At 67.2% G+C, this 25,361-nt stretch carries 31 protein-coding genes and 1 tRNA gene; 17 read left to right on the forward strand and 15 right to left on the reverse strand.

Going from position 1 to position 25,361, the window contains the following annotated elements; translation table 11 throughout:
• Positions 1-24: 24 nt before the first annotated feature.
• The 3 genes from MK181_00710 to MK181_00720 all read right to left on the reverse strand — a co-directional run bounded on the left by MK181_00710 (position 25) and on the right by MK181_00720 (position 1,958).
• Entirely contained in the window at positions 25-504 is a 480-nt protein-coding gene (locus MK181_00710) for a YbjN domain-containing protein (GenBank protein MCH2418316.1), read from the reverse strand.
• Between the two features lie 2 nt (positions 505-506).
• The gene (locus MK181_00715; protein ID MCH2418317.1) at positions 507-1,646 is read right to left on the reverse strand and encodes a glycosyltransferase; all 1,140 of its coding nucleotides are present in this window, start codon (positions 1,644-1,646) and stop codon (positions 507-509) included.
• A 75-nt stretch (positions 1,647-1,721) separates the two neighbouring features.
• On the reverse strand, positions 1,722-1,958 hold the full coding sequence (locus MK181_00720; protein MCH2418318.1) for a MoaD/ThiS family protein: 237 nt from the start codon (positions 1,956-1,958) through the stop codon (positions 1,722-1,724).
• 88 nt (positions 1,959-2,046) lie between these two features.
• On the opposite strand from MK181_00720, the gene MK181_00725 reads away from it, so the two are divergent.
• Positions 2,047-2,631, forward strand: coding sequence for a histidine phosphatase family protein (locus MK181_00725; protein ID MCH2418319.1), 585 nt, complete (start codon positions 2,047-2,049; stop codon positions 2,629-2,631).
• Between the two features lie 11 nt (positions 2,632-2,642).
• Here MK181_00725 and MK181_00730 read toward each other — a convergent pair whose 3' ends face one another.
• Positions 2,643-2,852, reverse strand: a complete 210-nt coding sequence (locus tag MK181_00730) for a hypothetical protein (protein MCH2418320.1) — start codon at positions 2,850-2,852, stop codon at positions 2,643-2,645.
• A 23-nt stretch (positions 2,853-2,875) separates the two neighbouring features.
• On the opposite strand from MK181_00730, the gene MK181_00735 reads away from it, so the two are divergent.
• Entirely contained in the window at positions 2,876-3,667 is a 792-nt protein-coding gene (locus MK181_00735) for a peroxide stress protein YaaA (protein ID MCH2418321.1), read from the forward strand.
• A gap of 3 nt (positions 3,668-3,670) precedes the next feature.
• Here the strand turns inward: MK181_00735 and MK181_00740 are convergent, their stop codons facing one another.
• The 4 genes from MK181_00740 to MK181_00755 are packed head-to-tail and all read right to left on the reverse strand — an operon-like array spanning position 3,671 to position 9,005.
• Complete coding sequence (locus tag MK181_00740; protein ID MCH2418322.1) at positions 3,671-5,074, reverse strand: FAD-binding protein; 1,404 nt, start codon at positions 5,072-5,074, stop codon at positions 3,671-3,673.
• Positions 5,028-6,065, reverse strand: coding sequence for an alanine racemase (locus MK181_00745; GenBank protein ID MCH2418323.1), 1,038 nt, complete (start codon positions 6,063-6,065; stop codon positions 5,028-5,030). Before MK181_00745 ends, MK181_00740 begins: the two co-directional genes overlap by 47 nt.
• Before the next feature lie 4 nt (positions 6,066-6,069).
• Complete coding sequence (locus tag MK181_00750; GenBank protein MCH2418324.1) at positions 6,070-7,290, reverse strand: acyl-CoA dehydrogenase family protein; 1,221 nt, start codon at positions 7,288-7,290, stop codon at positions 6,070-6,072.
• Positions 7,291-7,316: 26 nt separating this feature from the next.
• Positions 7,317-9,005: an SDR family NAD(P)-dependent oxidoreductase gene (locus MK181_00755; GenBank protein ID MCH2418325.1), complete on the reverse strand. Its 1,689-nt coding sequence runs from the start codon at positions 9,003-9,005 to the stop codon at positions 7,317-7,319.
• Positions 9,006-9,171: 166 nt separating this feature from the next.
• Here MK181_00755 and MK181_00760 point away from each other — a divergent pair, with 166 nt between their 5' ends.
• The 8 genes from MK181_00760 (at position 9,172) to MK181_00795 (ending at position 16,641) form a co-directional block, all read left to right on the forward strand.
• A complete protein-coding gene (locus MK181_00760; GenBank protein MCH2418326.1) occupies positions 9,172-10,389 on the forward strand; it encodes an MFS transporter in 1,218 nt (405 codons plus the stop codon).
• A gap of 10 nt (positions 10,390-10,399) precedes the next feature.
• Positions 10,400-11,434: a TauD/TfdA family dioxygenase gene (locus MK181_00765; protein ID MCH2418327.1), complete on the forward strand. Its 1,035-nt coding sequence runs from the start codon at positions 10,400-10,402 to the stop codon at positions 11,432-11,434.
• A gap of 109 nt (positions 11,435-11,543) precedes the next feature.
• Positions 11,544-12,782: an MFS transporter gene (locus MK181_00770; GenBank protein ID MCH2418328.1), complete on the forward strand. Its 1,239-nt coding sequence runs from the start codon at positions 11,544-11,546 to the stop codon at positions 12,780-12,782.
• Between the two features lie 26 nt (positions 12,783-12,808).
• Positions 12,809-13,249 (forward strand): nuclear transport factor 2 family protein, encoded by a 441-nt coding sequence (locus MK181_00775; GenBank protein ID MCH2418329.1) that lies wholly within the window; start codon positions 12,809-12,811, stop codon positions 13,247-13,249.
• A gap of 128 nt (positions 13,250-13,377) precedes the next feature.
• Positions 13,378-14,142 (forward strand): LLM class F420-dependent oxidoreductase, encoded by a 765-nt coding sequence (locus tag MK181_00780; GenBank protein ID MCH2418330.1) that lies wholly within the window; start codon positions 13,378-13,380, stop codon positions 14,140-14,142.
• 55 nt (positions 14,143-14,197) lie between these two features.
• Positions 14,198-14,437: a zinc ribbon domain-containing protein gene (locus MK181_00785; protein ID MCH2418331.1), complete on the forward strand. Its 240-nt coding sequence runs from the start codon at positions 14,198-14,200 to the stop codon at positions 14,435-14,437.
• A gap of 62 nt (positions 14,438-14,499) precedes the next feature.
• Entirely contained in the window at positions 14,500-15,735 is a 1,236-nt protein-coding gene (locus MK181_00790; protein ID MCH2418332.1) for a phytanoyl-CoA dioxygenase family protein, read from the forward strand.
• Between the two features lie 177 nt (positions 15,736-15,912).
• Entirely contained in the window at positions 15,913-16,641 is a 729-nt protein-coding gene (locus MK181_00795; protein MCH2418333.1) for an SDR family oxidoreductase, read from the forward strand.
• 78 nt (positions 16,642-16,719) lie between these two features.
• Here the strand turns inward: MK181_00795 and MK181_00800 are convergent, their stop codons facing one another.
• Positions 16,720-17,262: a phosphatase PAP2 family protein gene (locus MK181_00800; GenBank protein MCH2418334.1), complete on the reverse strand. Its 543-nt coding sequence runs from the start codon at positions 17,260-17,262 to the stop codon at positions 16,720-16,722.
• A gap of 254 nt (positions 17,263-17,516) precedes the next feature.
• Here MK181_00800 and MK181_00805 point away from each other — a divergent pair.
• Positions 17,517-17,589 (forward strand) — tRNA-Lys (locus MK181_00805).
• Between the two features lie 21 nt (positions 17,590-17,610).
• Here the strand turns inward: MK181_00805 and MK181_00810 are convergent.
• Together MK181_00810 and MK181_00815 are read right to left on the reverse strand one after the other, a co-directional pair.
• The gene (locus MK181_00810) at positions 17,611-18,051 is read right to left on the reverse strand and encodes a nucleoside deaminase (protein ID MCH2418335.1); all 441 of its coding nucleotides are present in this window, start codon (positions 18,049-18,051) and stop codon (positions 17,611-17,613) included.
• 12 nt (positions 18,052-18,063) lie between these two features.
• Positions 18,064-19,296 carry a hypothetical protein gene (locus MK181_00815; GenBank protein ID MCH2418336.1) on the reverse strand — a complete coding sequence of 411 codons (1,233 nt, stop codon included), beginning with the start codon at positions 19,294-19,296 and terminating at the stop codon, positions 18,064-18,066.
• Positions 19,297-19,378: 82 nt separating this feature from the next.
• Here MK181_00815 and MK181_00820 point away from each other — a divergent pair, with 82 nt between their 5' ends.
• Complete coding sequence (locus MK181_00820) at positions 19,379-20,095, forward strand: hypothetical protein (GenBank protein MCH2418337.1); 717 nt, start codon at positions 19,379-19,381, stop codon at positions 20,093-20,095.
• 18 nt (positions 20,096-20,113) lie between these two features.
• Here MK181_00820 and MK181_00825 read toward each other — a convergent pair whose 3' ends face one another.
• Together MK181_00825 and MK181_00830 are read right to left on the reverse strand one after the other, a co-directional pair.
• Entirely contained in the window at positions 20,114-20,620 is a 507-nt protein-coding gene (locus tag MK181_00825) for a hypothetical protein (GenBank protein ID MCH2418338.1), read from the reverse strand.
• Positions 20,617-21,156, reverse strand: a complete 540-nt coding sequence (locus tag MK181_00830; protein ID MCH2418339.1) for a DUF4031 domain-containing protein — start codon at positions 21,154-21,156, stop codon at positions 20,617-20,619. The genes MK181_00825 and MK181_00830 overlap by 4 nt, the downstream gene beginning before the upstream one ends.
• Positions 21,157-21,250: 94 nt before the next feature.
• Between MK181_00830 and MK181_00835 the strand changes: the two genes are divergently transcribed.
• Complete coding sequence (locus MK181_00835) at positions 21,251-21,529, forward strand: hypothetical protein (protein MCH2418340.1); 279 nt, start codon at positions 21,251-21,253, stop codon at positions 21,527-21,529.
• 9 nt (positions 21,530-21,538) lie between these two features.
• On the opposite strand, the gene MK181_00840 is transcribed toward MK181_00835, so the two are convergent.
• Both MK181_00840 and dut read right to left on the reverse strand, forming a co-directional pair.
• Positions 21,539-22,243, reverse strand: coding sequence for a class I SAM-dependent methyltransferase (locus MK181_00840; protein ID MCH2418341.1), 705 nt, complete (start codon positions 22,241-22,243; stop codon positions 21,539-21,541).
• The gene (gene dut, locus MK181_00845; protein MCH2418342.1) at positions 22,209-22,646 is read right to left on the reverse strand and encodes a dUTP diphosphatase; all 438 of its coding nucleotides are present in this window, start codon (positions 22,644-22,646) and stop codon (positions 22,209-22,211) included. Before dut ends, MK181_00840 begins: the two co-directional genes overlap by 35 nt.
• 51 nt (positions 22,647-22,697) lie before the next feature.
• On the opposite strand from dut, the gene orn reads away from it, so the two are divergent.
• The 4 genes from orn to MK181_00865 all read left to right on the forward strand — a co-directional run bounded on the left by orn (position 22,698) and on the right by MK181_00865 (position 25,204).
• On the forward strand, positions 22,698-23,240 hold the full coding sequence (orn, locus tag MK181_00850; protein MCH2418343.1) for an oligoribonuclease: 543 nt from the start codon (positions 22,698-22,700) through the stop codon (positions 23,238-23,240).
• 52 nt (positions 23,241-23,292) lie between these two features.
• Positions 23,293-24,414, forward strand: a complete 1,122-nt coding sequence (locus MK181_00855) for an MBL fold metallo-hydrolase (GenBank protein MCH2418344.1) — start codon at positions 23,293-23,295, stop codon at positions 24,412-24,414.
• Between the two features lie 130 nt (positions 24,415-24,544).
• The gene (locus tag MK181_00860; protein ID MCH2418345.1) at positions 24,545-24,730 is read left to right on the forward strand and encodes a hypothetical protein; all 186 of its coding nucleotides are present in this window, start codon (positions 24,545-24,547) and stop codon (positions 24,728-24,730) included.
• 138 nt (positions 24,731-24,868) lie between these two features.
• Positions 24,869-25,204 (forward strand): WhiB family transcriptional regulator, encoded by a 336-nt coding sequence (locus MK181_00865; GenBank protein ID MCH2418346.1) that lies wholly within the window; start codon positions 24,869-24,871, stop codon positions 25,202-25,204.
• The last annotated feature ends 157 nt before the right edge of the window (positions 25,205-25,361 follow it).

A 25,361-nucleotide genomic window follows, 5' to 3' on the forward strand; every position in this document is an offset into this window, starting at 1 on the left:
GTCCGTTCGGGCCTGACCTCCACGTCAGCCCCCGAACCGGCTGGCGAACCCGATACGCAGCGCCGGGCGGAAGCACTGTTCGATGGCCGTCCACACTGTGCCCAGCAGCCGGTCCAGCACCTGGTGGTCCACCGTGTCCGCTGGAATAGCCCCGACCAGGAACACGGCGTCCTCCTCACCCACGCAGAACGACACCCCGACCAGGCCGCGGTTGCGCCGCAACAGGTGCTCGTGGAACGCCGCGTGGTTCTCCTCGGGAGCGGGCATGACGTAGGTCTCGTGGTGCAGCATCCGCTGTCGGAGCGAGAGGCGAATGGTCGAGGCGTCCTTTTCCTCCCCGACCAGCCGGGCCAACCAGCGTCGGTCGGTCGACCCGCCGTCGTGGTCACGTTCGACGGCGGCCAGGACCGGGTTCTCGGCCAGGGTCCGGTCAAACCACCCGTCGATGAGCGCCTCGAGGGTGTCGAGCTCGACGGGTCCGAGCGGTCGTGCTTCGTCGGACACCGTCAGGCGCAGTCCACGAGGGTCCGCGACGTCAGGTCATCGCAGATCCTTCGGAGCCTCGCCGCGGTGGCCGACCAGGTGTAGGACCACGACCGTTCGGTCGCTGCGGCCGACATGCGTGATGCGACCACGGGATCGTCCAGGATTCGGGCCACGTGGACGGCGTAATCCACCGGATCCCGGCCCTCAATCAGGTAGCCGGTCTGGCCGTCGTCGACCAACGAGCGAAGGCCGCCAACCGCCGCGGCCACCACGGGGATGCCACACGCCGCAGCCTCCAGGGCTACCAGACCGAATGACTCGGACCGACTCGGCATGACCACCACGTCAGCGGCCCGGTACCAGTAGGCCAGCGAGTGGTGGGGTTGCGGGGGGACGAACTGGACGCGGTCGGCCAGGCCGTGGGACTCGGCGACCTCGCGGACACGACGCTCCTCGTCGGAACCGTCGCTACCGCTGGCTCCGCCGACCACCACTAAGCGGGCGTCGTCCCGGCCCAGCTCGGCCAGGGCCCGCACGGCCACGTCGACGCCCTTGAGAGGCTGGATACGACCTGCGAACAGCAGGACCGGACCGGACCCCAGGCCGGTGGCCCGCCGGGCCACGACCTGCGGACCCGGATTAAAGAAAGCATGGTCAACGCCTGGCGGGACAACCTCGATGCGGTTCGGGTCCGCCCCGTAGAGCTCCACTAGCTGGTCGGCCTCCTCCGGGCCGTTAGCCAACATCAGGTCGGAGCAGCCCACCACGGCAGTCTCAGCCTCGACGCGACGGAGTGGCTCCGGGTCGCCCGTCTCGGCCTTGACCCGGGCCAAGGTGTGGAACGTGGTGATGAGCGGAAGGTCCAACTCGTGCTTTAGCCGGTGACCGGCCACCCCACTCAGCCAGTAGTTGGCCAGGATCCCGTCGTGGTCGGGGTGAATGTCTAGGTGGTCGGCCACGCCGTCGGCGAACTCGTCCACCACGGCCAGCAGGTCCTCCTTGGGAAGGTCGTGGGCACCGGCCTCCACGTGAACGACCCGGAAGCCGGGCTCCACATCGACCACGGTGGGCACGTCGGCGTCCACCCGACGGGTGAACACCGTGGATCGTCCACCAGCCTGGGAGAGGGCGGAGGCCAACTGGCGGACGTAGACGTTCATCCCACCACCGTCACCGGACCCGGGCTGGACCAGCGGCGAGGTGTGTAGCGAGAGGACGGCCAGTCGACGCACGGCTCAGCCCCCCGAGACCGGCGGGATCAGGGCTACCTCGTCGTCGGTACCCACGACGTCGGTGGCTGTCGCCGACTCGCCGTTCAGCCACACCCGGCAGGTGGCAGCCATCCCAGCGAACCCTTGTCCGAACTTCTCGTCGGCCGCCGCGAGTACGTCCCCCACGGTGTCCCCGGGGACGTCGATCTTTCCGGTTCCGGCGGCGACCCGAACCGAAGCAAAGAGGCGCAGCACGGCCATCCGGTCAGTGTATGGACGAGCCTTGCCGGCACCCCGTTCGGGACCTGACCACTGAAGCCGTCGCCGACCGCCGCTACCGTCGCCGCCCATGACCCGCTTGCTCGTCGTCCGTCACGGCCAGTCGGAGTGGAACGCCATCGGTCGATGGCAGGGGCGGGCCGACCCGCCACTGACCGATGAGGGTCGGCGCCAGGCGGCTGACGCGGCAAAGGTCCTCGGGACGTTCGACGCCGTGGTGGCCTCACCTCTCGTCCGGGCCGTTGAAACGGCTGCCGTCCTGGCCGACCACTTGGGGATCGGACCGATACTGGTGGACGCCGACCTGATGGAACGTGACGCCGGCGAGTGGCAGGGCCTCACCCGAACCGAGATCGAGTCCGGCTGGCCCAACTTCCTGGAATCCGGACGCCGACCCCCCGGCTACGAGACGGATCAGGCCATGGGGGCCCGGGTCCGGGCCGCGCTGGACCGGGTGTCGGACCAGGTGGGCGACGGCGACGTGCTGGTCGTCTCCCATGGCGGTGTGGTGTATGCCTTGGAGGAAGCCTGTGGGGAACCGTGGCGCAGGGTCCCCAACCTCGGGGCCCGGTGGTTCGACTTGTCGGGCGGTGTCCTCACGGTGGGCCACCGGGTGGAGTTGATCGCCGACGGGACCATCCCCGACGTGCTCTGACGGGACCGTCCCTAGGTGGGGTCCGAAGCCTCGTCGTCTAGGCGGGCGGCAACCGCCCCGTAGCCCTCCAGGTCGCCGGAATCCACCCGGTCCATGGCCGCCTCGATGGTGGCCAGGTCGGCCTCTAGGCGCTCGAGCATGGCGTCGTCCACTTCCGGCACCGGGTCGGCCGACGGCTGGTCCGGTTCCCGGTCGGATGCTGGAGGGGTCGGGTCGGCCACGGCGGCGAGAGTACCGTCGCCCGGTGGCCACCCCGCTGATCCTCCTCCCTCCCTCTGAGGGCAAGGCGGGAGGAGGCACTGGCTCACCGTGGGCCGATTCTCCGCAGTCGTTCCCTGACCTGGCCGTGCACCGCCGGAAGGTCATCGCCGCCCTGGCCGACGCCATGGCCGGGCCGGTCGAAGCCCGGTCCCGGATCCTCGGGGTGGGCGCGGCCAAGGCCGACGAGGCCGCGGCGGCTAATAGGTCCGTGGATTCCGCGTTAACCCTTCCAGCCATCCAGCGCTACACCGGCGTCCTCTATGACGCTCTCGACTATCCCGCTCTGTCGGCGGCCGTCCGACACGGGGTGGACCGCCAGGTGGTCATCTTCTCGGGACTCTGGGGTGCGGTGAGACCAACCGACCCGATCCCGGACTACAAGCTGAAAATGGGGGCGACGCTGCCCGGGTTGGGAAAGCCGGCCCGCTTCTGGAAGCCACTCCTCACCGACGCCCTGACTGGAGCCGCGTCGGGCACAGTCTGGGACCTCCTCCCCAACGAGCACACTGCGGCCTGGGATCCGACGGTCGCCGGCCGTCGGATCCGGGTGCGATTCCTGGACGACGTCGAGAAGGGTGGAGAGCGCACGCTGGTCACCGTGTCGCACTGGAACAAGTTGCTGAAGGGCGCTCTGGTGCGCCATGTCGTGGAGCGCGGCCTGGACGACCCTGAAGACCTTGTCGGCTTCCAACACCCCGAGGGCTACCGCTACGAACCGTCGCTCACCGTGGTCGACGGCTCCACGACCGAGGTCGCCCTGGTGTCCCGGCGTTGACCGCTACGGGCCGAGGACGCGGTCCAGGTAGTCGTTGGTGAAGCGGCGGACTGGGTCGAGGCGGTCTCGGGCAGCTTGGAACCGATCCCACTGCGGATAGCGGTCGGCCAGCACGTCCGCATCCTGGAAGTGGAGCTTGCCCCAGTGGGGCCGGCCGTTGTAATCGTCCATGATCGCCTCCACCCCTCTGAAATATTGGTCGTACGGCGTTCCTCGAAAGACATGGACGGCGATAAAGCAGGAATCCCGCCCGGCTGCTGTCGATAGCGGAATGTCGTCACCACCTAATATCCGGAACTCGATCGGGAAACTGATCGGTCGGTCCAGCGTGTCGATTAGTGCCCGTACCCGACTGAACGCTTCAAGTCCGTCTTCGCGAGGCACGGCATACTCCATCTCGTAGAAACGAACCCGCCGCTCACTCGCGAAAACCTCGTATGAGGTCGTTAAGTACTCGGCTCGACCGCCCTTCTCGAACACCAAACCGTTGAGCCTTGGTATGAGCGACGGTTGGAGCCGCCCAAGGTGGTTCATGGCCCCAAAGGCCACGTTCTCCAGCAACTCCTTGTTCTTGAACCGCTTCCACCGGCGACGCATCGAGTGACGGAGATCCCGGGCCGGTGGCGGCGTATCGGTAGTGCGCATGTTGCGCTTTACCTGGGCGAAGCCGGTATGGGGCATCCAGAAGAACTCGACATGGTCGGTTGTGTCCGCCCATCCGTCAAACGACGTCACGACTTCATCGATGGGGAGGATTTCCTCTACGGCATGCAGGTTGAACACCGGGACGCATTGCAGGGTCACCTCGGTGACAATGCCCAGGGCACCAAGACCCACCTGAGCTACGTCGCGTAGGTCAGGGTCGTTGTCGTCATCGAGGACTACGACCGATCCGTCGCCAACCACCAACCGCAGCCCCACTACCCCCGCAGCGATCGACTGGAAGCCGAGGCCAGTGCCGTGGGTTGATGTTGAGATGGCGCCGGCCACCGACTGGTAGGCGATGTCCCCGAGGTTGGGCATAGCCAATCCCCGAGCATCAAGCCTGGGGTTGAGGTCGAACAGGCGGGTGCCAGCCCGCACCCGCACCCGGCCACTGGTGTCGTCAACCGCCTCGATCCCAGTCAGACCGTCGAGGCTGACCAGCACGTCATCAGTCCGGGCAATGGGAGTGAACGAGTGGCCAGCCCCCACGACCCGTACCCGCAAGCCGTCGGCCGTCGCCCGTCGCACCAGATCTCCGACCTCGGACTCCGACGCCGGTCGTTCTATGCGGACCGGCCGGCTGCTCTGATTACCGGCCCAATTTCGCCACGAACCATCAGCCCTGATCCCACCGCCTCTGGAACCGCTCACCCGCTCACCAGCCTCGAAGGTCAACCGGCCAAGACTCGAACACCTCGGCATCGCCGCCAGCTTCGGCATCATCAACAAGGTGGAGCAGCTCGTGGTTGGAGATCGTCGGATCGATGTGGGCTGGCCGCAGCCCGACCCGATCACCAACCGACCACGAACCTCCAGCCACCGTCGTGTGCTCATCGGAGCAAAACTGAACTGTGGCGACTCCACCAAAATCGTCGACGAGACGCGGATCGCCGCTGTCCATAGCCAAGGCCTTCAAACCCCCGTCTAGTGCCGCGTGGTGACCGGACCGGACCGACACCGCCGTAGTGAGCAAGACCAGCCCCTCTTTGAAAGGCAAATCAAGCCGCGCGTAATCACCGTCCATCAGCACGAACGAACCAGCCTGGAGTTCGGTGACCACGTGGTTGCAGTCCCACGTGCCTGTCCCCCCTCCGGAGACCACATCGCCTCCGACATCGGCGTGGGCCCCGACCAGCACGGACATGGCTTGAACCGTGCGAGCCTCGCGCTCGGTTCGATCGACCACGTGCTGGGCATGTCCCTCGTAGCCCATCACCCCGCGCACCACTAGCCCGGCAGCCCGTGCCTCGTCAGCGAGGCGACCTGCATTGGAGGGGTCACACCCGCAGCGGGGCATCCCTACGTCCACATCGACAATCACCTCTCGGACGCCCCCACCCGCCGCGGCAGCAATCGTCTCCGCTGAGTCGATAGCCACAGTCACCCGGGCCGTTCCGGCGTCCACCAAGGCACCCAGACGGGCCAGTGCTCGCCGATCAACCACCTCGTTGGCCAGCAGCAGGTCCTCTCCTAGGCCGGAGGCAGCAAGACCTTCCAGTTCGCGCACTGTGGCGCAGCAGAAGCCGGCGTGACCAGCGGCCGCGAGACGAGCGGCCAGAGCGGTGCACTTGAATGCCTTGGCGTGGGGGCGCAGAGCCGGTCCCGGTCGGGCCGCCGACATGGTGGCCATGTTGGCGTCCAGCACGCCGGCATCGGCCAACAGGGCCGGGGTAGTCAGGTCGCCGGCCCGCACGAGTTCAGTTCCGTCGGGCCTCGGCCCAAGACATTCCCCGCTGCTCGTCGATCTCGCGAGGTAGGCCTAGTACCCGCTCGGCGATGATGTTGCGTTGCACGGCAAATGTGCCACCACCAAGGGTAAGGGCCGGCGAGAAGATGAACCCGTAGTGCCAGATTGACGAGACTTCAGGGAACTGCTGGTTGCCCAATCGATTTTCTGTCGTTCCCTCCGTCTTTGATGAGGCCAGCTGGCCCGCTGGGCCGGAACCGACGAGCATCCCGGAAGCGCCGACAACCTCCTTGGCCATCTCCATCACGTGCTGGCCGTGCTCATCGGCCATGGCCTTCTGGATGGACGCCTCGGGCCCCGGTTCTTTCCCGGCAATGCGGGCCGTGAGCGTCCGCAAGCGGTTCAGGCGAAGCACCTCTGACTCGGAGTAGAGAGTGCTGAGGCGTTGGCGGACTACCGGATCGGTTTCTCCACCGCCCCGACGGATCAGTTCGAGCAAGTCGTCGGCCGACGGTCCCTCTCCCCACAACGAACCGGCCGACGACAGTGAGACCCGCTCGTTGGCCAGCGTTACTCGGGCCAGGCGCCAGCCGTCCCCCTCGGTGCCGACCAAGTTTTCGACCGGGATCCGGACATTGTCAAAGAACACCTGGTTGAAGGAGTGGGCCGTGGTGGCATCGATGATCGGTGTCATCGTGAGCCCCGGCAGGTCTGTCGGGCAAATGAAGTACGAGATGCCTTTGTGCTTTGGCTGGTCGGGATCGGTTCGGGCGATGAGGATCCCAAACTTGGACACGTGACCTCCACTCGTCCAGATCTTTGAGCCGTTGACCACGTACTCGTCGCCATCCCTGACGGCCCGGGTACCCAGGTTGGCCAGGTCGGAGCCGGCGTCCGGTTCGCTGAACATCTGGCACCAGAACTCCTCGCCGGTGAAGATCGGCTCCAGATAACGCTCCTTTTGCTCCTCGGTTCCTGCCAACGCGATGGTGGGAGCCGCCCAGCCGATGCCGATCGGGTTATTCGGACGGCTAACCCCGGCTCGCCGCAACTCGTCGTCGATGACGATCTGGTGCATGGCGTCTGCTCCCAATCCGTGCGGAGCTGGCCAGTGGGGCACCACGTAGCCGGCGTCGTGGAGTTGGTGAGCTGTGGGATCGGGGTGGTCCGCCAACCACTCACGAACGACTGACCGTCGCGGATCATCGTCTGGTGGAAGGTCAAAGTCCATGGCGGCGAGTCTGGTGTCTGTCGCGATCAGCCGACCACGCGGGACAGCAGGCGGCGTTGAGCCCCGAACGGCACAACACCCCGAGCAACCCACCGCAACCAGGCTCCCCGACCGACCGGTCGGCGAAATGGGGGGTGCCGGTCATTAAACGCGCGGGCCACCACCCGGGCCACGGCCACCGGGTCACCACCCGACTGGGCGGCGCGGTGGTCGGCAGCCTCCATGTCAACCACTGTCGGGCCGTAGGGGCCGTCGGGCGATCCGTACCGGGCCGCTTTGGTCCAGACCCCAGTGGGGAAGGCGCCCGGTTCGACCAGTGCCACGTCGATCCCGTGGGGTCCGACCTCGAAGGCCAGGGATTCGGCCCAACCCTCGACGCCCCACTTAGAGGCCGCGTAGGCCGACCAGGTAGGGAGGCCGCCAAGGGCCGCCGAGCTGGTGACGCAGACAATGCGACCGCCGTGGCCGCGCATACGGGGCAGGGCGGCCCGGGTCACGGCCAGGGTGCCGTGGAGGTTGGTATCCAGCACTCGGTGCACGGCTGACGGCGGGAGTTCCTCGAAGGGACCGACGGCCAGGGTGCCGGCGTTGTTGACCAGACCGACGAGTCGGCCGGCGTCGCCGGCCAACCTCACCCAGGAGTCAGCCCGAGCGAACGCCTCGTCAATTGAGTCCGGATCGGTCACGTCGAGCTGCAGGACCTCCACACGATCGGACAGCCCTGCCTCGGCTAGAGCCGAGTCGAGCGGACCCCGTCGGGATAGGTCACGCATGGAAGCGGCCACTCGCCGTCCCCGTCGGGCCAGCTCTACCACCGTCAGAAGGCCGAAGCCCGAAGAGCATCCAGTCACCAGGATCACGCCGTCCTGGTTCCGGGGCGACGAGACCGGAGGGTCATGGCGGGTGAGGCGGCCGATTAGCCGACGGTGGACGCCGGCCGGTACCACGCCCCGGGCTGCGAAACGGGCCCGGGCGGTGAGGCCGATCGGATGGCGGAGGCCCCGCCGGCCCTCTACGACCGAGACCATGGTGGCCGACACGCTGTTCGGGTCCAGGGCCCGGGCCCACGCCCGGCTGTCGCCCTCCTCCAGGGCTTGGAGCATCGACGCGTACGGACCGTCCGGGTCGCCGTGTACCGAACCGGCGTCCCACAATCCGGTCCGGACGGACGCCGGTTCGACGATGGCCACCGAGACCCCGAGAGGAGCCATCTCGTGGGCCAGCGACTCGGCCCAGCCCTCCAGCGCCCACTTGGAGCCGCAGTAGGCGGCCAGGCCGGGGAGGGCCGATAGCCCGCCGACCGAGGAGGAGACGACCACCCGCGAGCCCTTGGTGGCTCGTAGGGCCGGCAGGGCCGCCCGGGTGACGTGCATCGCGCCGCACAGGTTGACGTCGAACATCTGTCGCAGGTCGGCAACCGGGGTTTCCTCAAAGGCGCCTGCCACCCGGATCCCTGCGTTGGCCACTACAGCGTCCAGGGTCCCACCGGTAGAGGCCACCACTCGGGCCACCGCCTCGTCCACGGCCCGACGGTCGGTGACGTCCACGGCAACGGGCTCCACCGACCCGCCGAAGCCAGCCAGGTCCGACGGGAGGAGGGGGGCGTCGCCGGCCGTGAGGTCGAACCCCACGACCCGCCAACCCCACCGGGCGAGGTCCAGGGCGAGGGCCTCGCCGATCCCCCCGGCCGCCCCCGTAACGATCGCCGTGCGCATGGGCCGAGGCTACGAGAGGCACCGGGGTGTCCAGTGGGCAGGCGAGCAGACACGTGGAGGTTCCGTCTCCGATCCGGAGAAGCGATCAGGAGGACCGATCATCGACGGTCGACAACCGGTTCTCGGACAGAGTGGTCCTGTCCGGTCGCTGGGCCAGACTGCGCCGATGGCAACAGGGCGGGAACGCAGCGAACTGGAGGTCATCGCTTTCCTGGCCTTTATCGGGATGTCGGTGGCCTTCGGTATCGACGCGACCCTGCCCGCCTTCGACGAGATGCGACCCGACGTCGGCCTCCCTCCAGGCTCCAATCGGATCACCCTGGCCGTCACCGTCTACTTCCTCGGCATGGCCGCCGGGCAGGTCGTGTACGGGCCGGTGGCCGACCGCTTTGGACGGGCCCCCACGCTGCGGATCGGCATGGTCATCTACGCCCTCGGCGCCACGGGCTCGATGCTGGCCACGGACTTCGAATTTCTCTTGGCCAGCCGGCTCGTTTGGGGGCTGGGGGCATCTGCGGCAACGCTCATGAACCTGACCATCCTCCGGGACCTCTACACGGGAGACCGGATGGCCCGCGTGATGTCCACCATCACGGCCGTCTTCCTCGTTGGCCCGGTGGTGGTGCCGCTGATCGCCGAGGGGATCCTCCGCACGATGTCGTGGCGGTGGGTGTACGCCGTCGGGATCGTTCTGGCCGCCGCCATCACGGCCTGGGGAATCCGGTTCGGTGAGACGCTGGACCCGGCGAACCGACGTCCCCTCCGGGTCCGACCGACCATCGACGCCTTCCGGCGGGTCGTGACCTGCCGTCGGACGGTCCTGTACGCGTCTGCACTCCTATTCGCTGACGGCGCCTTCCTCATCTTCCTGGGGAGCACCCAGCAGGTGTTCGAGGTGGTCTACGACAGGGCCGACGAGTTCGCAGTGCTGTTCGCGGCGTCAGCCATCGTCTTCGCTGTGGGCTTCCTCGCCATCAACCCGGCCATCGGCAGGTGGGGCGCCCACCCGGTCGGGGTGTTCGTTCTCGCCATGGCCATGGCCTTCGCCGTCGTGCTGCTCGGCCTCACCCTGGCCACCGACGGTGTGCCGGAGTTTTGGACGTGGTTCTCCCTCATAGTCATCGGCAACACCCTGCTCGCTCTCGTCACGCCTGTGGCTATGTCCATGGCCCTCGAACCGCTGGGCGACGTGGCCGCGACAGCCGCCGGGGTCCTCGGCCTGGGGGCTCTCACGTCGGCCTCTCTGCTGGCTGCCTTCGTCGGAATGCGCATCGAATCCTCCACCACGCCTTGGGCAGTCGGCTTCCTCGTCTACGGCCTAATCGCCCTCGGGTTTCTCCTGGCCGCCGGACGGACGCCCGATCCGGTGGCGGACGCCGCATAAGTTGCCGACCGTGGGCCTCCTCGACGTTGACGTGCCGGCGGAGAACCTGTGGCGGGGCGCCGACCTTGATGGCACCGATCCGATCGCCGTGGACCTGCCTCCAGCCGACCTGACCGACCTGGAGGCGGCCGCGGTCGACCTGGCCTCCCGCGGTGTCGATCCGGTCGAGACCTCCGCCGCCGACCTGCCGTTGGGTGCCCTCGCCCCCCTGGTGGACGACCTGCGCCACGAGGTGCTGCATGGACGGGGCATCGCCCTGTTGCGGGGCTTTCCCGTCGACCACCGAAACGTGGAAGAAATCGCCCTCATGTTCTGGGCCATCGGCCTCCGGCTAGGACGGGCCGTCTCACAGAGTGTGATGGGCGAACGCCTAGGCCATGTGGTCGACGTGACCGACGTGGACCCCCACGCCCGGGCCTACCGCAATCGTTCAGAACTAGCCCCCCACAGCGATCCCGGCGACCTGGTGTCGTTCCTGTGCATCCGGGCGGCGGCCGAGGGCGGGGTCAGCCGCTTCGTGAGTTCGCTGACCGTGTTCGACGAGATCCGCCGGTCCCGGCCCGATCTCCTGGAGGTGCTTGCCCGGGGCTTTCACTACCACCGGTTCGGGGAGCACGGACCAGATGACGACCCGGTCACGCCCCACCACATCCCCGTGTTCAGCGAGCGAGAGGGGCTGGTAAGCGGCCGTTACGTCCCCGAGTACGTCCAGATTGCCGCCGACGAGGACCCATCAATCCAGTTGAGCGACCTCGATTTAGAGGCGCTAGAACTGCTGCACACTACGACCAACCGCCGCGACCTGGTCCTGGACTTCACCCTGGCTGCAGGTGATGCGGTGGTGGCCAACAACTTCACCGTGTTCCACGCCCGGACAGGGTTCGTCAACGGACCCGGGCAGCGACGCCACCTGCTCCGCCTCTGGCTAGCTGCCGAGCCACCACGGCCGGTAGTTCCCGATACCAAGCACTACCCGGGCGAACCAGGCATTCCGCCCCAGCCGGGCCGCAAGCCGTCCTTCGCCAGCCGGTTCGACAACCGGTGATCGGCCGCCGACAGTTGGGTGGCCTCGTCGGGCCGGTGTTTCTCGCCGACGCCATGGTCCTGGCCGGGCTACTTACGGCCATTCCGGCTCCTACTGAGAAACTTTCCCCGTGACCACCGAGGATGCCATACCAATTCCGCTAAGGGTAAAGGCCCTCTTGGTTGTGAACTTCCTGACCTGGTTCGCGGTGATAGGCCAGATCACCATCATCGGCAAGCAGGTCTACGACATGACTGGCCGCGAATTAGACCTCGGGCTGCTAGGCCTCGCAGAGTTTGCACCGCTGGCCGTTCTGGCTCCCCTAACCGGGTCACTGTCCGATCGGCTTGACCGACGCAAGGTGCTCGGGGTGGCTTTGGTCGGTGAGGCGACAGCCTCGCTTCTCCTATTTCTCTATGCCCGGTCGGATCCGACATCAATCGGGCCGATCTTTGCCATAGTCCTGCTGTTCGGGGTGAGCCGGGCATTTGCCTTCCCTGCCGGCCGGGCCCTGGCTATCGACCTCAGCCCGCACGAGGTGGTTCCTCGGGTGATCGCACTCAAGTCGGTCTGCTTCCAGGCCGGTCATATCGCCGGGCCTGTCACATTCGGGTTTGTTTTTATAGCTGATGAGTCGCTCCCTTACCTCCTGTCTTTCATCTCGCTACTGGTTGCCGCGGGCATTGTCGGAGTCATCCCGTCCTCGGGGGTTCGACGCCTGACGTCGATCGGGAGTCGACAAGCGATCTATGACGCCTTAGAAGGTCTGCGGTTCATCCGCCGGCGACCGGTGATCTTCGGGGCTATGGGCCTCGACTTGTTCGCCGTACTCTTCGGCGGCGCGATCGCCCTGCTCCCAGCAATCGCTGAAAGCCGACTCGGAGTCGGCGCGGTCGGCCTTGGCTGGTTGCGATCTGGTGTCGGCATCGGCGCTGGTGCAACCGCCATCTGCATGTCGATCCGGCCAGTCCGACGACATCTCGGCCGAATTCTTTATGCCGTGGTCGCTGTGTTTGGCCTCGGGACCATCGCCCTTGGCCTCACACGGAGCTTCGCTCTGGCATTGACAATCATCATCGTGATATCAGCAGCCGACGCTGTGTCGATGTTCATTCGCGCCACTCTTGTTCCCCTGGCCACCCCGGAGGACATGCGTGGGCGAGTCCTAGCCACGGAAGGCGTGTTCATCGGAGCGTCCAACGAACTGGGAGCCGCCGAATCGGGGCTAACTGCCGCATTCATGGGCCTGGTTGGTGCCGTGGTGTTCGGTGGAGCAGCCACTCTTGTTGTCGTAGCTGTGTGGTGGCGTTGGTTCCCCGACCTCCGGGACCTGGACACCTTCGACGAGGTCCGCCCGGATCCTCCGTGACCGCCCCCAACGGACAGAATGAGTCAGTGATCAACCAAGCGATCGAAAGCTGGCACGCCGTCCTCCGGGGTGAGGCCGACCTAGACGAGGTCCTCCACAAGGACTGCGTCTTCTGGTCGCCAGTGCTGTTCCGCCCTCAGGAGGGCCGGGAGTTAACCAAGTTGTACCTGACTGCCGCTTATCAGGTTTTTCCCGGGGATCCGGAAGCGGCAACCAACGAGGGTGAGGATCCGACGGGCGGACAATCCGGGTTCCGGTACACCCGACGAATCCTGGATGGGAACCACGCGGCCCTCGAGTTCGAGACAACCATGGACGGCGTAACTGTTAACGGGGTGGACCTCATCACCTGTGACGACGACGGACGGATCACCGAGTTCAAGGTCATGCTCCGACCGCGGAAAGCCGTGGAGAAGGTTCAGGAGCAGATGGCTGCCATGATCGAGACCCTGTCGGTCGAGGGCTGACCGCGGGCCATCAAGTCCGATATCTAGTCCAGGGTTCCCGGGACACAGCAACCACTGGACTCATGAAGCAGGACATACGCCGACGACTCCGGATCGACGCGCACCTTCATCTAGGACATGATGCCTGAATGGGTCTCAAGGTCGGATGCCAACTCCACCCCCAGGCCACCACGGTGGCCGCGCTACGCGACGCCTGGTGCCGGGCCGACGCGTTGGGTGCCGACTCGATCTGGGTGTGGGACCACTTCTATCCGCTGTACGGCGACCCGGATGCCGCCCACTTCGAGGCGTGGACACTGCTTTCGGCCATGGCCTCTGACACCGAGCACGCCATGCTCGGCACGATGGTGACCGGCAACTCTTACCGGAACCCTGAATTGCTGGCTGACATGGCCCGCACGTTGGACCACCTGTCCGACGGTCGGATGTACCTCGCTGTGGGCGCTGGCTGGTTCGAGCGCGACTACGACGAATACGGCTACGAGTTCGGGACCGTGGGTAGCCGCCTACGCCAACTTGAGGCCGATCTACCCCGCATGCGGTCCCGCCTGGCCAAGTTGAACCCTCCGGCTGTCGGGTCGCTGCCGCTGATGATCGGAGGCTCAGGGCGCACGGTGACGCTGCGCCTGGTGGCCGAGTACGCCGATGCCTGGAACTGCTTCGGCCCACCGGAGAACGTGGCCGAGCTGTCTGGGATCCTGGACGACTGGTGCGCGAAGGTCGGACGGGACCCGTCGGAGATCGAGCGCACAGTGTGCATCGCCCAGGATGACGTCGAAGATGTGGACCGGTACGTGGACGTGGGCGTCGACCACCTGGTGGTGATGACCGGCGCCCCGTTCGATCTCGGCCCCCTGGAGTCCCTCATCGCCCAACGAGACTCCTCCCGTTGAACCGGACCACGGGACCGATACTTCCCCCAACCGAGATCTGACGGAAGGATCCACTATGGATGAACAGTTCGAAGATTTGAGCGAAGCCAGGGCCTTTGCCTGTGCGAAGTGTGGTGGTACCGGCTGCGAGACCGGCAAGATCCGTACAACAGGTGATGGTGTGTCCCGGTACGTGAACCTGCAAAACCAGAAGTTCGGTTACATCGCATGTGAAAAATGTGGGTTCACCGAGTTCTACCGCGACTTCGGTAAAGACAGGGGCTGGAAGACCGTCCTGGACGTTCTCGGCAACTGACCGATACCGGCCAACCCGTACCGGTGGCGGCTCGCCCACCGCTGTTGGGTACGGTCGCGACCATGCCCCCGGAGACTCCGGCCGTCCTGGCCGCCGACCCGGATTCGTTCCACCGGTTCCACCACGAGGTGCTCCCCGAGCGGATCGCCGCCGGGAACGGGGCGCTGGCCCACCACTACCTGGCCGACCGGGGGACGCTTGGGATCCGTACCCCAGCCGGCTCGTGGACCTTCGTGCCCCGCCGCGGGTCGGTCGACCTGGTGAAAGGCGAGGAAGGCGCCGACTCGGTGGTCGAGGTTGATCTGGACGCCTGGCTGGGGCTCGTCTCCGACCTGGACACGGCACCCGGCCTCTTCTACACAGACCGGGCCACCGTCCCGGTGGGTAACCCGATGCGGTTCATGGGCTGGGAGCCGGGACTACGAGCCCTGTTCCACGGGATCCCGGTATTCGACCCGGACACTACGGACCTCCGTGGCCTCGACGGGGCGCCGCTAGACCCGAACCAGGCTTTCACCCTCGACGACATCGGAAACGAGGCGGCCCGACACTTCCTGAGAACAGCTGGCTACCTGTGGGTCCGCGGTGCCTTCGACGCCGATGAGGTGGCCGGGATGCTGGCCAATACCGCGGTGCTGGCCGACGAGGCTCGGCCGGGCGACATGACCTCCTGGTGGGGACGGGACTCCGGGGGGGCCGAGGTGCTGACTCGTGTGCTGCGAGCCGCCAGCCGCCCGGGCCTGCGCGCTCTGGCCGACGACCCGCGGATCCGTCGCATCGTCGAGGCCTCTGACGAGGACTTGGCGCCGAAAGTCCCCGACGACCCGGAGGCCGTGGACCGGGTGACGGTCCTGTGGAAGCGCCCCGACATGGCCGAGGGCCTCGCCGACCTGCCGTGGCATCGCGACTGCGGCATGGGCGGCCACGCCATCAACTGCCCGTCGGCCGTGCTCACCATCTGCCTGACCGACGGTTCCCCGGAAGCCGGACAACTGCGTTTCCTCCCCGGCTCACACCGGGGTGCCTTCCCGTTCGTAGACGGGACGGACGTCGAGGCTCCCGGGGGGATAGGTCTGCCCATCGAAGCCGGCGACGTGACGATGCACTACTCGGACCTGATGCACGCGTCGCTGCCCCCCACCTCGTCTGACGGGCCCTACCGGATCTCGGTCCTGATCGGCTTCAGCCCATCGGATGCCGGACACCACCGGGGAGAGCGGCACTACAACGACGCCCTACTTATCAACAAGGACGGCCAGATCGACCACCTCGGCCAGCGCCTGGCCGACGGAGGCTGATCGAGGACCAAGAGGCCTATCGGGACGAAACCCCGGAGGTAAGCCTCGAGGGCTGCCGCAAGCACTGGGGCAGATGCCCGCGCGCCGCACAGGTACCACTACCTGCACGTCGACGGGCACGGCCCGAACGGGGTCCCGACCACGTCACGACCGGGCGACGACCCCTACCTTGGTGAGGTGTTCGACCTCACAGGGCGTACGGCGCTCGTCACCGGTGCCGGCCAGAACATCGGCACCGGGATAGCCCGGTCCTTAGCCGACGCCGGAGCCCGGGTGCTGGTCAACGACGTGGTCCCAGACCGGGCCGACGAGGTGGCAGCCTCCCTCGGCGGTGATGCCAAACCGGTGCCGTTCGATGTGACCGACCGGGAGGCCGTGGCCGCCGCCATCGATGCCGCCGGACCAGTCGACGTGCTGGTAAACAACGCCGGCAACGGCGGCACCGAAGCCATGCTGCCTGGACGGTTCGTGGACACCGTCCCGGACCAATGGCAGGGTCCGCTGGACGTGAACCTCCACGGTGTCCTCCACTGTTGCCACGCCGTACTGCCCGGCATGGTGGACCGGGGACACGGGCGGATCATCACCATCTCCTCGGCGGCCGGAACCCACGGGGTGGGCCTGGGCTTCGCCCCCTACTCGGTGGGAAAGGGCGGCTCGCTGAGCCTGATGCGCAGCCTGGCCCTCGAACACGGCCGGGACGGGATCACAGCTAACTCGGTGGCCCTCGGCATCATGGACTCGGTACGGGCCGAGACGGCCAGGGCGCTTGCCGGAACTGTCCCCGTGGGACGCCTCGGCTCACCGGACGACGTCGGACCACTGTGCGCCTACCTGGCCTCGGACGAGGCGGCGTGGATCACCGGCCAGACGATCGGCCTGAACGGTGGTTCCTTCACCTCGTAGGCGTAACCGGACCGCTCACCAGGGTCCCCGACCGGCGCCGGGATGGGGCAGAGCACGACAAGAGGGTGTCTCCCGCTACTACGGCAACCCCAGCAGGCGACCGAGGCGCGGTCGATTCAGCGCCAGCGTGGCAAAGCGCGGGTGGATCCAGATGATGCCAACCAGCCCGACCGCGGCCATGAGTCCCCCGCCGACCACGTCGAGTGGCCAGTGCTCCAGCCGGCTAACTCGCGACCACAAGGTCAACCCGATCAGCAACTGCATCGATCCGACGATCCATTTCGAGGCCCGGGGCGTTGAATGATGTCGGGCCAACACGGCGACCGTGCCCAGGACGAGCACCACGAAAACGGCGTGACCGCTCGGGTAGCCACCGTTGCCGAACGAGTAGTCGCTCCACCCGACTGTCGTCGTCGGTCGTGGGCGATGGACGAGGTCGCCGACCCGAGTGAGGCCGGTGCATGCCCCGGCCATGCCCAGGAGGACGGCCGGATAACGACCCCAACGCCACCACACCACTGAGACGATCACCACGAACACCAGGGGTGCCGCGATGTCGGTGAGGGCCGGATCGATGAGGTCGGCAAATAGGTCGACGACCGATGGGGTGTTGTCCCTCATCCATTGCGTGGTACCTACTTCTCCGTATAGCGGACCGTCACGGCGCACGGCCAGCGTCAACGCGATTGACGCCATCACGAGGACGCCCCCCAGGGCCAGGTGGGAACGCGACCCACGGCTGGTCGACACAGTCCTACCGCCTGCCTGGTCGAACGATCGTCGACCAGGGGATCACCACCGGGATCGTGCTCCCTGGCACGGGTTGGGCCACCTCGCGATTGTGTCAGAGGCTGCAGCGTTACCCTCAGACTTCCGGGTCGCTAGCTCATCGGGTAGAGCAGGGGACTTTTAATCCCAAGGTGCCGGGTTCGAGCCCCGGGCGACCCACAACCTGCTGGCCGTAGCCCCCTACTCGCCGATGTCCTCGTTCCACAGGTCTGGGTGTTCGGCGATGAAGGTGGCCATGAGCTCCACGCACACGGTGTCGTCTAAGACTTCGACGACGACACCGTGGTCCTTGAGGAGGTCCTCAGGGCCCTGGAACGTGCGGTTCTCTCCGACCACCACCCTCGGTATGCCGTAGAGCAGCACGGCACCCGTGCACATGGAGCACGGCGAAAGCGTCGAGTAGAGCACCGATTGTCGGTAGTCGGCTGCCGTTAGTCGCCCTGCGTCTTCCAGCGCCGCCATCTCGGCATGGAGCACCACCGACCCCCGCTGTACCCGCTGGTTGTGGCCACGCCCGACGACCTCCCCGTCGATCACCAGGACTGAACCGATGGGCACACCGCCTTCTGCCAACCCAAGGTGCGCCTCGTCGATGGCCGCCTGGAAGAAGGAATCAGTCACGCCGACAGCCTGTCAGCCTTCTTGTGCGACGAGGGCGCACGGATCCACCCCGCGCATGGCCAGGACCCGTTCCACCGCCTCATCTAACCAGCGCTGGTCCAGCGATCCATCTTCCAACGCCCCGACCAGACTCCAGGCCACCGGAACCACGTTCTCGTGCGGTCCCACCATCAGGAGGTCGGCGCCGGCGATGAGCGCCAAACGGGCAGCCGACGGCACGTCGACCAACTGGGCTACCGCTCCCATGGACAGGTCGTCGGTGACCACGACACCGTCGAACCCCATCTCGTCGCGCAAGATGCCGGTCACCGCAGTGGCCGACAGCGAGGCCGGAACTCCATCGGTCAGCCCTGGCACCGCTAGGTGTCCCACCATGACCGCCGATCCCTCTGGCACCAGACCGAACGGGAGGAGGTCCACCATGCGCAACTCTTCGAGGCCTGGCGTGGTGGCCAACTCGGTGTGGCTGTCAGCATTGGCCCGTCCGTGTCCCGGGAAGTGCTTGGCAACCGGCACCAGGCCTCCCTCCAACACCCCCTCGGCGAACGCCACGCCGTGGGTCGTCACCACCACCGGGTCATCGGAAAACGAGCGGGTCCCAATGCCCGGACCGGAACCCACGTCCACGACGGGTGCAAGGTTGACCGTCACCCCCAAGGCAGCCAATGCTGCGGCCCGCTCCCGTGCCAGGTTGCGAACCTCGTCAGCCGACCACGATCCCATCTCGGCTGCTGACGGCAGCGCTCCCAGCAGGACGCCGAACCGCTGCACGGTGCCGCCCTCCTCGTCTACCGCAATCACCACCGGACCCGTCACCGACGCCTCCTGTACGGCGGCCACCGCCGCAGGGAAGCCTTCGTTCGGGGACCCCACGACCACCGCTCCAGCCGCTAGGCCCCGTCCGGCCAGATCGGCAACGACTGCCAGGCCTCCTTGGTCAACGACCGGCAGGAGCACCTGGCCGATCCGGAGCCCCAGCGGAAGGTCGGCTACGCACTCGATGGCCGCCGGACCCGGAGCCAGAGTTGTGGTCGTCGTTGTCGTCGTCGTCGTAGTCGTAGTCGTAGTCGTCGTACTGGTAGTTGAGGTCGTGGACGACGTCGTGGTGCTGTTCAACGGGACCGTTGAGCCGGTCGGAGCCGTGCTGGTGGCCACCACGACGGTCGTTACCGGTACCGCCTCGTCGGCCGATCCACAGGCCCCAGCGGCGAACGCCAGGACCCCGACGACGAACGGAGCCCGCATCCGGCAAGTGCACCACACCGAGGCGCCCGACGCGCCGCGACCCCGCCCCGACCACCGGGCCGACCCCGCATAACCTGCGATCGTGCGGACGCTCCTCGTCGGGCTGCTGGCCCTAGCCACCGTGGCCGTCGTCCTCTTCTACGGCCTAAGCGACGGACCCCAAACGGAACCGACGCTCCTCCCCGCCCCGTCCACGACCATCAGCCCGAGCATCGACCCGACCGATCCCCCGGCGCCGACCTTGGTCGCCGTGACCACCTCCCGCCCCGCGGTGGCCGCCACCACCCAACCACCGGAAACTCTCGGAACCCTCGCTCCCATCGAGGGCCTTGGTACCCCCACCATCGATACGTCCTCGTCGGTCAGCACGGTTGGTATCGACCACATCATGTTCGGCATGACCGTCCACGATGCCCAGGTAGCAGCCGGTAGCCAGTTCACCCCGGTGACGCCTATCGGCCACTGCTACCTCGTCGTCCCCGATGACGCTCCGCCCGGTATCACCTTCTGGGTGGTGGCCGGAACCGTCGAACGGGTCGACGTGGACACCCGCACCATCACCACCCGATCGGGGGCCGGGATCGGCGACACCGAGGACCGCATCCGCGAGATGTTCGGCGAACGCATCCACACCACCCTCCTGCCCGACGGGTCGGGGAACCTGTTGGCCTACGTGCCCAAGGACGTGGCCGACGCCACCTACCGGGTGATGTTCCTCAGCAATGGGGTGCAGATCACCCGGCTCTGGGCCGGCCGCTTGCCGTGGGCCGAGGAGTTGGGTGGCTGTCCCTCCTCCTGACCTGGACGGCGACCAGCCTCAGTAGCCCTCGGGCAGATCGTGGATGTACTCGGCGCAGCTCACGAACACCGCTCCGTAACCCACCCGTTCCCCCTGGCCCGACGCCAGGTCTAAGCCACGGGTCCACTCGATGGCCCCGGCGCTGATCGTCCCGTCGTGGACGAACACCTCCAAAGGTCCGTCCAGCGTCGCTTCGTAGAGGACCGACCCTCCGACCGTCACCCCGACGTACGGCTGGCCGAGGAATCCCTGGATGAGCGCCTCCACATGCTGGCCGCTGCCCACCTCCTCGCCCACGCCGATGGCCGCCACGTCGCCGGCCCCCGGTGAATAGCAGGTGAAGGACAGGTCGAACGTCTGGTCCCCCACCTGGACCCACCCGTTGGTCCGGACCTCAGGATCCGGTGCCCTGGTGGTGGTGGTCGTGACGACCGGTTCCGGCTCAACAACCGGAACTTCGTCACCACAGCCCAGAGTCACAACCAGCACAGCCACCAATACGGCAAAGACACGACGGGTGATCACCGGACCTCCCGCTCGTCGGCTAGCAACTCCACAAGCCGATCATCGTGGATCCGGACATCCACCCCAACCGGTACCGGCCCGGTCAGCGACACGGCGGAGCCGTCCTCCACGACCAGTGCCCACTCGACGCGGCGCCGAAACGCCACCGTCCGCGCCGTCACCCAATCGGCGTCTACAGCCTCCAGGGCAGTAGCCAACACCGGCAGCAGCGTCGACCCGACGTCAGGGCGAAAACCGACGTCGGCCCACCGACCGACCTCCTCCCAGGCCCCCGGCCGCTCCGGGGCGGCCAGTCGCAGCCCCGCGCCCCGCAGGCGTCGCACCAAGTCACGACCCCGGACAGGTTCGGCACCCAGCGCCAGCGCCCGGTCCCGAACCGACTCGGGCACGTCGTAGTGGTCCCCCTGAAACGACATCCGGCGTAGCCCCAGCCGATCGGCGAACGCGTGGAGCTCGGCAACGCTCTCGTCACTCACCAGGTGAGCCCAGCGGGCCCCCCGCCATGGCCATACCGCCTCGTCGACCAGCACAGCCATGACACCATGTTGACCGACTGCAACCCGGTCCCGCCAGATCCGGCACCTTCGGCCTGACCTCCTGTCTTCCGGGTCGAGGTGGGAGACTCGGCCCATGGCGCGGGATGACGGACGGGACACCGTCACCCTCGTCCTACCCGCCTCCCTACCGTTCGCCGACCTTCCCCGCGTCGGCCTGGCCTCGCTACTACGGATCCACCGGATCAATCCCGGCGACGTAGGCGACCTGGCTACCTCCGTCCTGGAGGCCACTGCCGAACTGGCGGCGGAAGGTTCCGAAGTCGTAGTCGAGTTCCGGGTGACCGATACAGAGGTTTCCGTTGACCTCACCGGCAACGGCCGCACCCGCCGAATCAGCGTCCCACGCACCTGAACCAGGCCCTCAGGCCCGCCGCACTACGGCCCAGGTGGCCTCTCCCACCATCGAGGTCACAGCACGCCACGCCGATCCGGTGACTGACTCCATCGAGGCCACCACAGCGGCCGTCGGGAGGTGGATCGGGGTCTCCGAACCCCGGCTGTTGACCCACACCAGCGACCCCTCACCGGCTAGGCAGCGATCCACCTCAACCGGGAAGAGGAACATGTTCTGAAGCACCAACACGTCCGCCGCGCTGTCAGCCAAGGGGAGGCGGGAGGCGTCGGCACAAACCAGGGGCGGTGCCGCGTCGACGGCGTGAGCGAGCATCTCCCGGGACAGGTCGATGGCCACCAAGCGCTCGAACCGGCCGCTCAACGCCCGAGCCGAGATGCAGGTTCCGGCCCCCAACTCGACGGCCGTCCGGCCCTCAACGCCTCCGCGGTCAAGGGCATCAACCAGTGGCAAGTTGCGGTCCGGGTGGTCCCGAGTGACCGTCCACTCGGGAGCCAGCGAGTCGAAGAGGACCCGCACCTCGTCAACCATGCCGGCGTCCCAGGTTCCCTGTCCGGCGACCAGCTCGGTTACCTCGCGCATGCGGTGGTTAACCACCGTCCCCCGGGTCCCCTCGTCAGAGCCCGCCCGGGCCGGCAGAACCTCGATGGCGCCGGACAGCATGGCGGCCCGACCTGGCTCAGCGGCCGGTCGACCCGAAGCCGCCCTCGCCACGTGCCGAGGGCGGCAACTCGTCCACCAGGGTGAACCGGCACTCCTCCACCCGCTGGATGACCAGCTGGGCGATGCGTTCACCCCGCACGACCTTGAAGGCCTCCGACGGGTCGGTGTTCACCAGCAGCACCTTGAGCTCACCCCGGTAGCCGGAGTCGATCAGCCCCGGGGTGTTCAGACAGGTCACGCCGTGCTTCATGGCCAGCCCACTACGGGGCTGGACGAACCCGGCGTAGCCCTCGGGGATGGCGATAGCCGCCCCTGTCGGGACGAGGGCCCGCCCGCCGCCGGGGGCCAGCGTCACGTCTTCGGCAGCCACCAGGTCAGCACCGGCGTCACCCGGCCGGGCATAGGCGGGAAGGGTGAGGTCGTCGACCAAGGCGACGAGGGGGATCTCCAGCACGGCGGCGACCCTAGCCGGGACCGTCGCCACCGAAGCCGTAGGCTCGGCAGCGTGTTGGCGTGGATGGACCTCGAGATGACCGGGCTGAACCCGGAGGACGACGCCATCATCGAGATCGCCACGCTGGTCACCGACGACGACTTGGAAGTGTTGGCCGAGGGCCCTGACCTGGTGGTGCACCAGCCCCCCGGAGTGCTGGACCGCATGGGCGAGTACGTGCGGGCCATGCACACCCGCAGTGGTCTCCTGGAGGCGGTCGCCGCCTCCACCACCACCCTGGCCGAAGCCGGCGACGCCACCCTGGCCTTCCTCCGGGAGCACCTGGGCGAAGCGGGGACTGTCCCCCTGTGCGGCAACTCCATCGGCACCGACCGGCGGTTCCTGGCCCGGTGGCTCCCCGAGGTGGAGGGCTTCCTCCACTACCGGTCGGTCGACGTGTCGACGGTCAAGGAACTAGCCCGACGCTGGCACCCGGACGTCATCAAGTCGGCCCCCGAGAAGGCCGGAGGCCATCGGGCGCTGGACGACATCCGCGAATCGGTCGCCGAACTGCGCCACTACCGCAAGTACCTGTTCACTACGCCCGCCGGATAACCGCCGGCCAGTCGCTTGAGTCACCGCCCGTAGTCGCTCCTAGGGTGTCCTGGTGACCGAGGCCATGCATATGGCGGCGGCGGCCCAACCCCCCAGCGCGGGGGACCCCGGCCGACCGGTACGCCAAGAACAGGAGGAGGCCTCTACCGAGGTCACCGAGGTGGCACCCGGCCTCTACCGCCTCCAGCTCCCCATCTCGATGCCGGGCCTGGGCCACGTCAACTGCTACGCCCTGGAGGATTCCGACGGCCTGGCCCTCGTCGACCCCGGGCTGCCAAGTATCGACTCCTGGCAGGCCCTAGGTGAGCGGTTGGCTCAGATCGGGGCCCGCTACGAGCACGTCCACACCGCGGTGGTCACCCACAGCCACCCGGACCACTTCGGCGGCGTCCACCGCCTGCGCGATGACCACGGCACCCGGGTCCTGACCCACGCTGACTTCCGGTCGGCCTGGGTCGACGCCGATCTGACCGACGACCTAGGCACCGACCAACTAGACCTGGCCGATGACGAACACATGGAACAGATGCGGTCCCTGATGACCCGTCCGACCCCATGGGGCGCCACCCGGACACCGCCGTCGGCCACCGAACTCAGAAAATGGGCCGAGATGGACGCGACCGGTGGCTCCCGGTCGTGGCGGGTCCCCGAGCCGTCGGTCACCGTCGATGACGGCGACGAAGTCGATCTGGGCGGACGACCCTGGCTGGCCCTCCACACTCCCGGACACACCCACGACCACCTGTGCCTCTTCGACCCGGTGGACGGGATCCTGCTGTCCGGCGACCACGTCCTGCCGACCATCACCCCCCACATCGGTGGCATCGGCCCCCTGGATGACCCGCTGGCTACCTTTTTCAGGTCCCTAGAGCGCATGAAGGAGCTCCCCGGACTCACCGCTGTCCTGCCAGCCCACGGTCACCCGTTCACCGACGTATCGGGTCGGGTCGACGACATCGTCGGCCACCACGAGGAGCGTCTGGAGACCATCCGGGAGGCGGGCCACGATCTAGGGAAGGGCACTGTCGAATCGTTCATGCAGCGCCTGTTCAAGGAGCGTTCGTGGGGTGACATGGCGGCCAGCGAAACGTACGCCCACCTAGAACACCTCAGAATCCTAGGACAAGCGACCCGTGACGAAATCGCAGGTCAAGCGGTATATCTCACCCGTTGATTTAATCGTTTGACGGGCGTTAGGCCCATCGACTGGTGTGTAACCCGATCCGGTGCCCCTACAGTGGACCTCGGATCAGGTGGCTTCCCGCCGCCGGACCGAACCAGGAAATCACGGAACGACCAGAACCATGCACGAGATCCACTGCCACCGTCACGGCCATTCGGCCGGCGCGCACGTGATCTCGTCGCGCGCGCATCTGTCCGTAAAGCCGGACACGTCGATGATCGTCGCCTATCCGACCTTTTCGACGACCGTGTTCCAGACCAACGGTTTCTGGACCACCCACCAGCGGCCCCGGGGAGCAACCAGCTGATCAGCTGAACGCAGACCGAATCCCCGAGGCCGCCGGAGAAATCCGGCGGCCTTCTCCGTTTTTCACCCGCCGACCACGGCAATACCTCAGAAGCAGCAACCAGACAGAAACCAGTCAGAAGAGAGAAAGCAGAAGACCATGCAGGCACTTACGTTCGAACGGGAAACCTGGCGGCAGCAGGCCGCCTGCGCCCAGCTGGGCGTTCCCACCGCCGTCTTCTTCTCCGACGACCTCGGGGACATCACTCAGGCCAAGCGCATCTGCGCCGAGTGCCCGGTGCTTGAGTCGTGCCTGGAGGGTGCAATGAACCGTCGCGAGCCGTGGGGCGTGTGGGGTGGTCAGCTGTTCCGTAACGGCCACATCCTGACCAGCAAGCGTCGCAGAGGCCGACCCTCCAAGGTGCCGCGACCTGAGGATCAGCTCCTGGTGGTACCGATCCCGGCACGCCTCCAACAAGAGCTGCTTTCCGCCTGACCGGAGCCTCCACCGGACAGAGGCCCGCTCCGGGATCCGGTTCCCCCCGCCGGATCCCGGGACGGGAGCACATGATCGCCGAATGCACGGGCCGGGGTGACGCCTCGGCGAGCCCCGGCCCGTCGGCACCAACCAACGCACCGTCTACCCGGGCGGC

The sequence above is a fragment of the Acidimicrobiales bacterium genome (assembly GCA_022452035.1).
GTDB lineage: Bacteria > Actinomycetota > Acidimicrobiia > Acidimicrobiales > MedAcidi-G1 > UBA9410.

Coding starts and splice junctions, on each gene's coding strand:
- MK181_00715 (MCH2418317.1), bottom strand. CDS start 1,646: ATGAACGTCTACGTCCGCCAGTTGGCCTCCGCCCTCTCCCAGGCTGGT.
- MK181_00720 (MCH2418318.1), bottom strand. CDS start 1,958: ATGGCCGTGCTGCGCCTCTTTGCTTCGGTTCGGGTCGCCGCCGGAACC.
- MK181_00725 (MCH2418319.1), top strand. CDS start 2,047: ATGACCCGCTTGCTCGTCGTCCGTCACGGCCAGTCGGAGTGGAACGCC.
- MK181_00740 (MCH2418322.1), bottom strand. CDS start 5,074: ATGCCGAGGTGTTCGAGTCTTGGCCGGTTGACCTTCGAGGCTGGTGAG.
- MK181_00750 (MCH2418324.1), bottom strand. CDS start 7,290: ATGGACTTTGACCTTCCACCAGACGATGATCCGCGACGGTCAGTCGTT.
- MK181_00755 (MCH2418325.1), bottom strand. CDS start 9,005: ATGCGCACGGCGATCGTTACGGGGGCGGCCGGGGGGATCGGCGAGGCC.
- MK181_00760 (MCH2418326.1), top strand. CDS start 9,172: ATGGCAACAGGGCGGGAACGCAGCGAACTGGAGGTCATCGCTTTCCTG.
- MK181_00780 (MCH2418330.1), top strand. CDS start 13,378: ATGGGTCTCAAGGTCGGATGCCAACTCCACCCCCAGGCCACCACGGTG.
- MK181_00785 (MCH2418331.1), top strand. CDS start 14,198: ATGGATGAACAGTTCGAAGATTTGAGCGAAGCCAGGGCCTTTGCCTGT.
- MK181_00790 (MCH2418332.1), top strand. CDS start 14,500: ATGCCCCCGGAGACTCCGGCCGTCCTGGCCGCCGACCCGGATTCGTTC.
- MK181_00800 (MCH2418334.1), bottom strand. CDS start 17,262: ATGAGGGACAACACCCCATCGGTCGTCGACCTATTTGCCGACCTCATC.
- MK181_00815 (MCH2418336.1), bottom strand. CDS start 19,296: ATGCGGGCTCCGTTCGTCGTCGGGGTCCTGGCGTTCGCCGCTGGGGCC.
- MK181_00830 (MCH2418339.1), bottom strand. CDS start 21,156: ATGGCTGTGCTGGTCGACGAGGCGGTATGGCCATGGCGGGGGGCCCGC.
- MK181_00835 (MCH2418340.1), top strand. CDS start 21,251: ATGGCGCGGGATGACGGACGGGACACCGTCACCCTCGTCCTACCCGCC.
- MK181_00860 (MCH2418345.1), top strand. CDS start 24,545: ATGCACGAGATCCACTGCCACCGTCACGGCCATTCGGCCGGCGCGCAC.
- MK181_00865 (MCH2418346.1), top strand. CDS start 24,869: ATGCAGGCACTTACGTTCGAACGGGAAACCTGGCGGCAGCAGGCCGCC.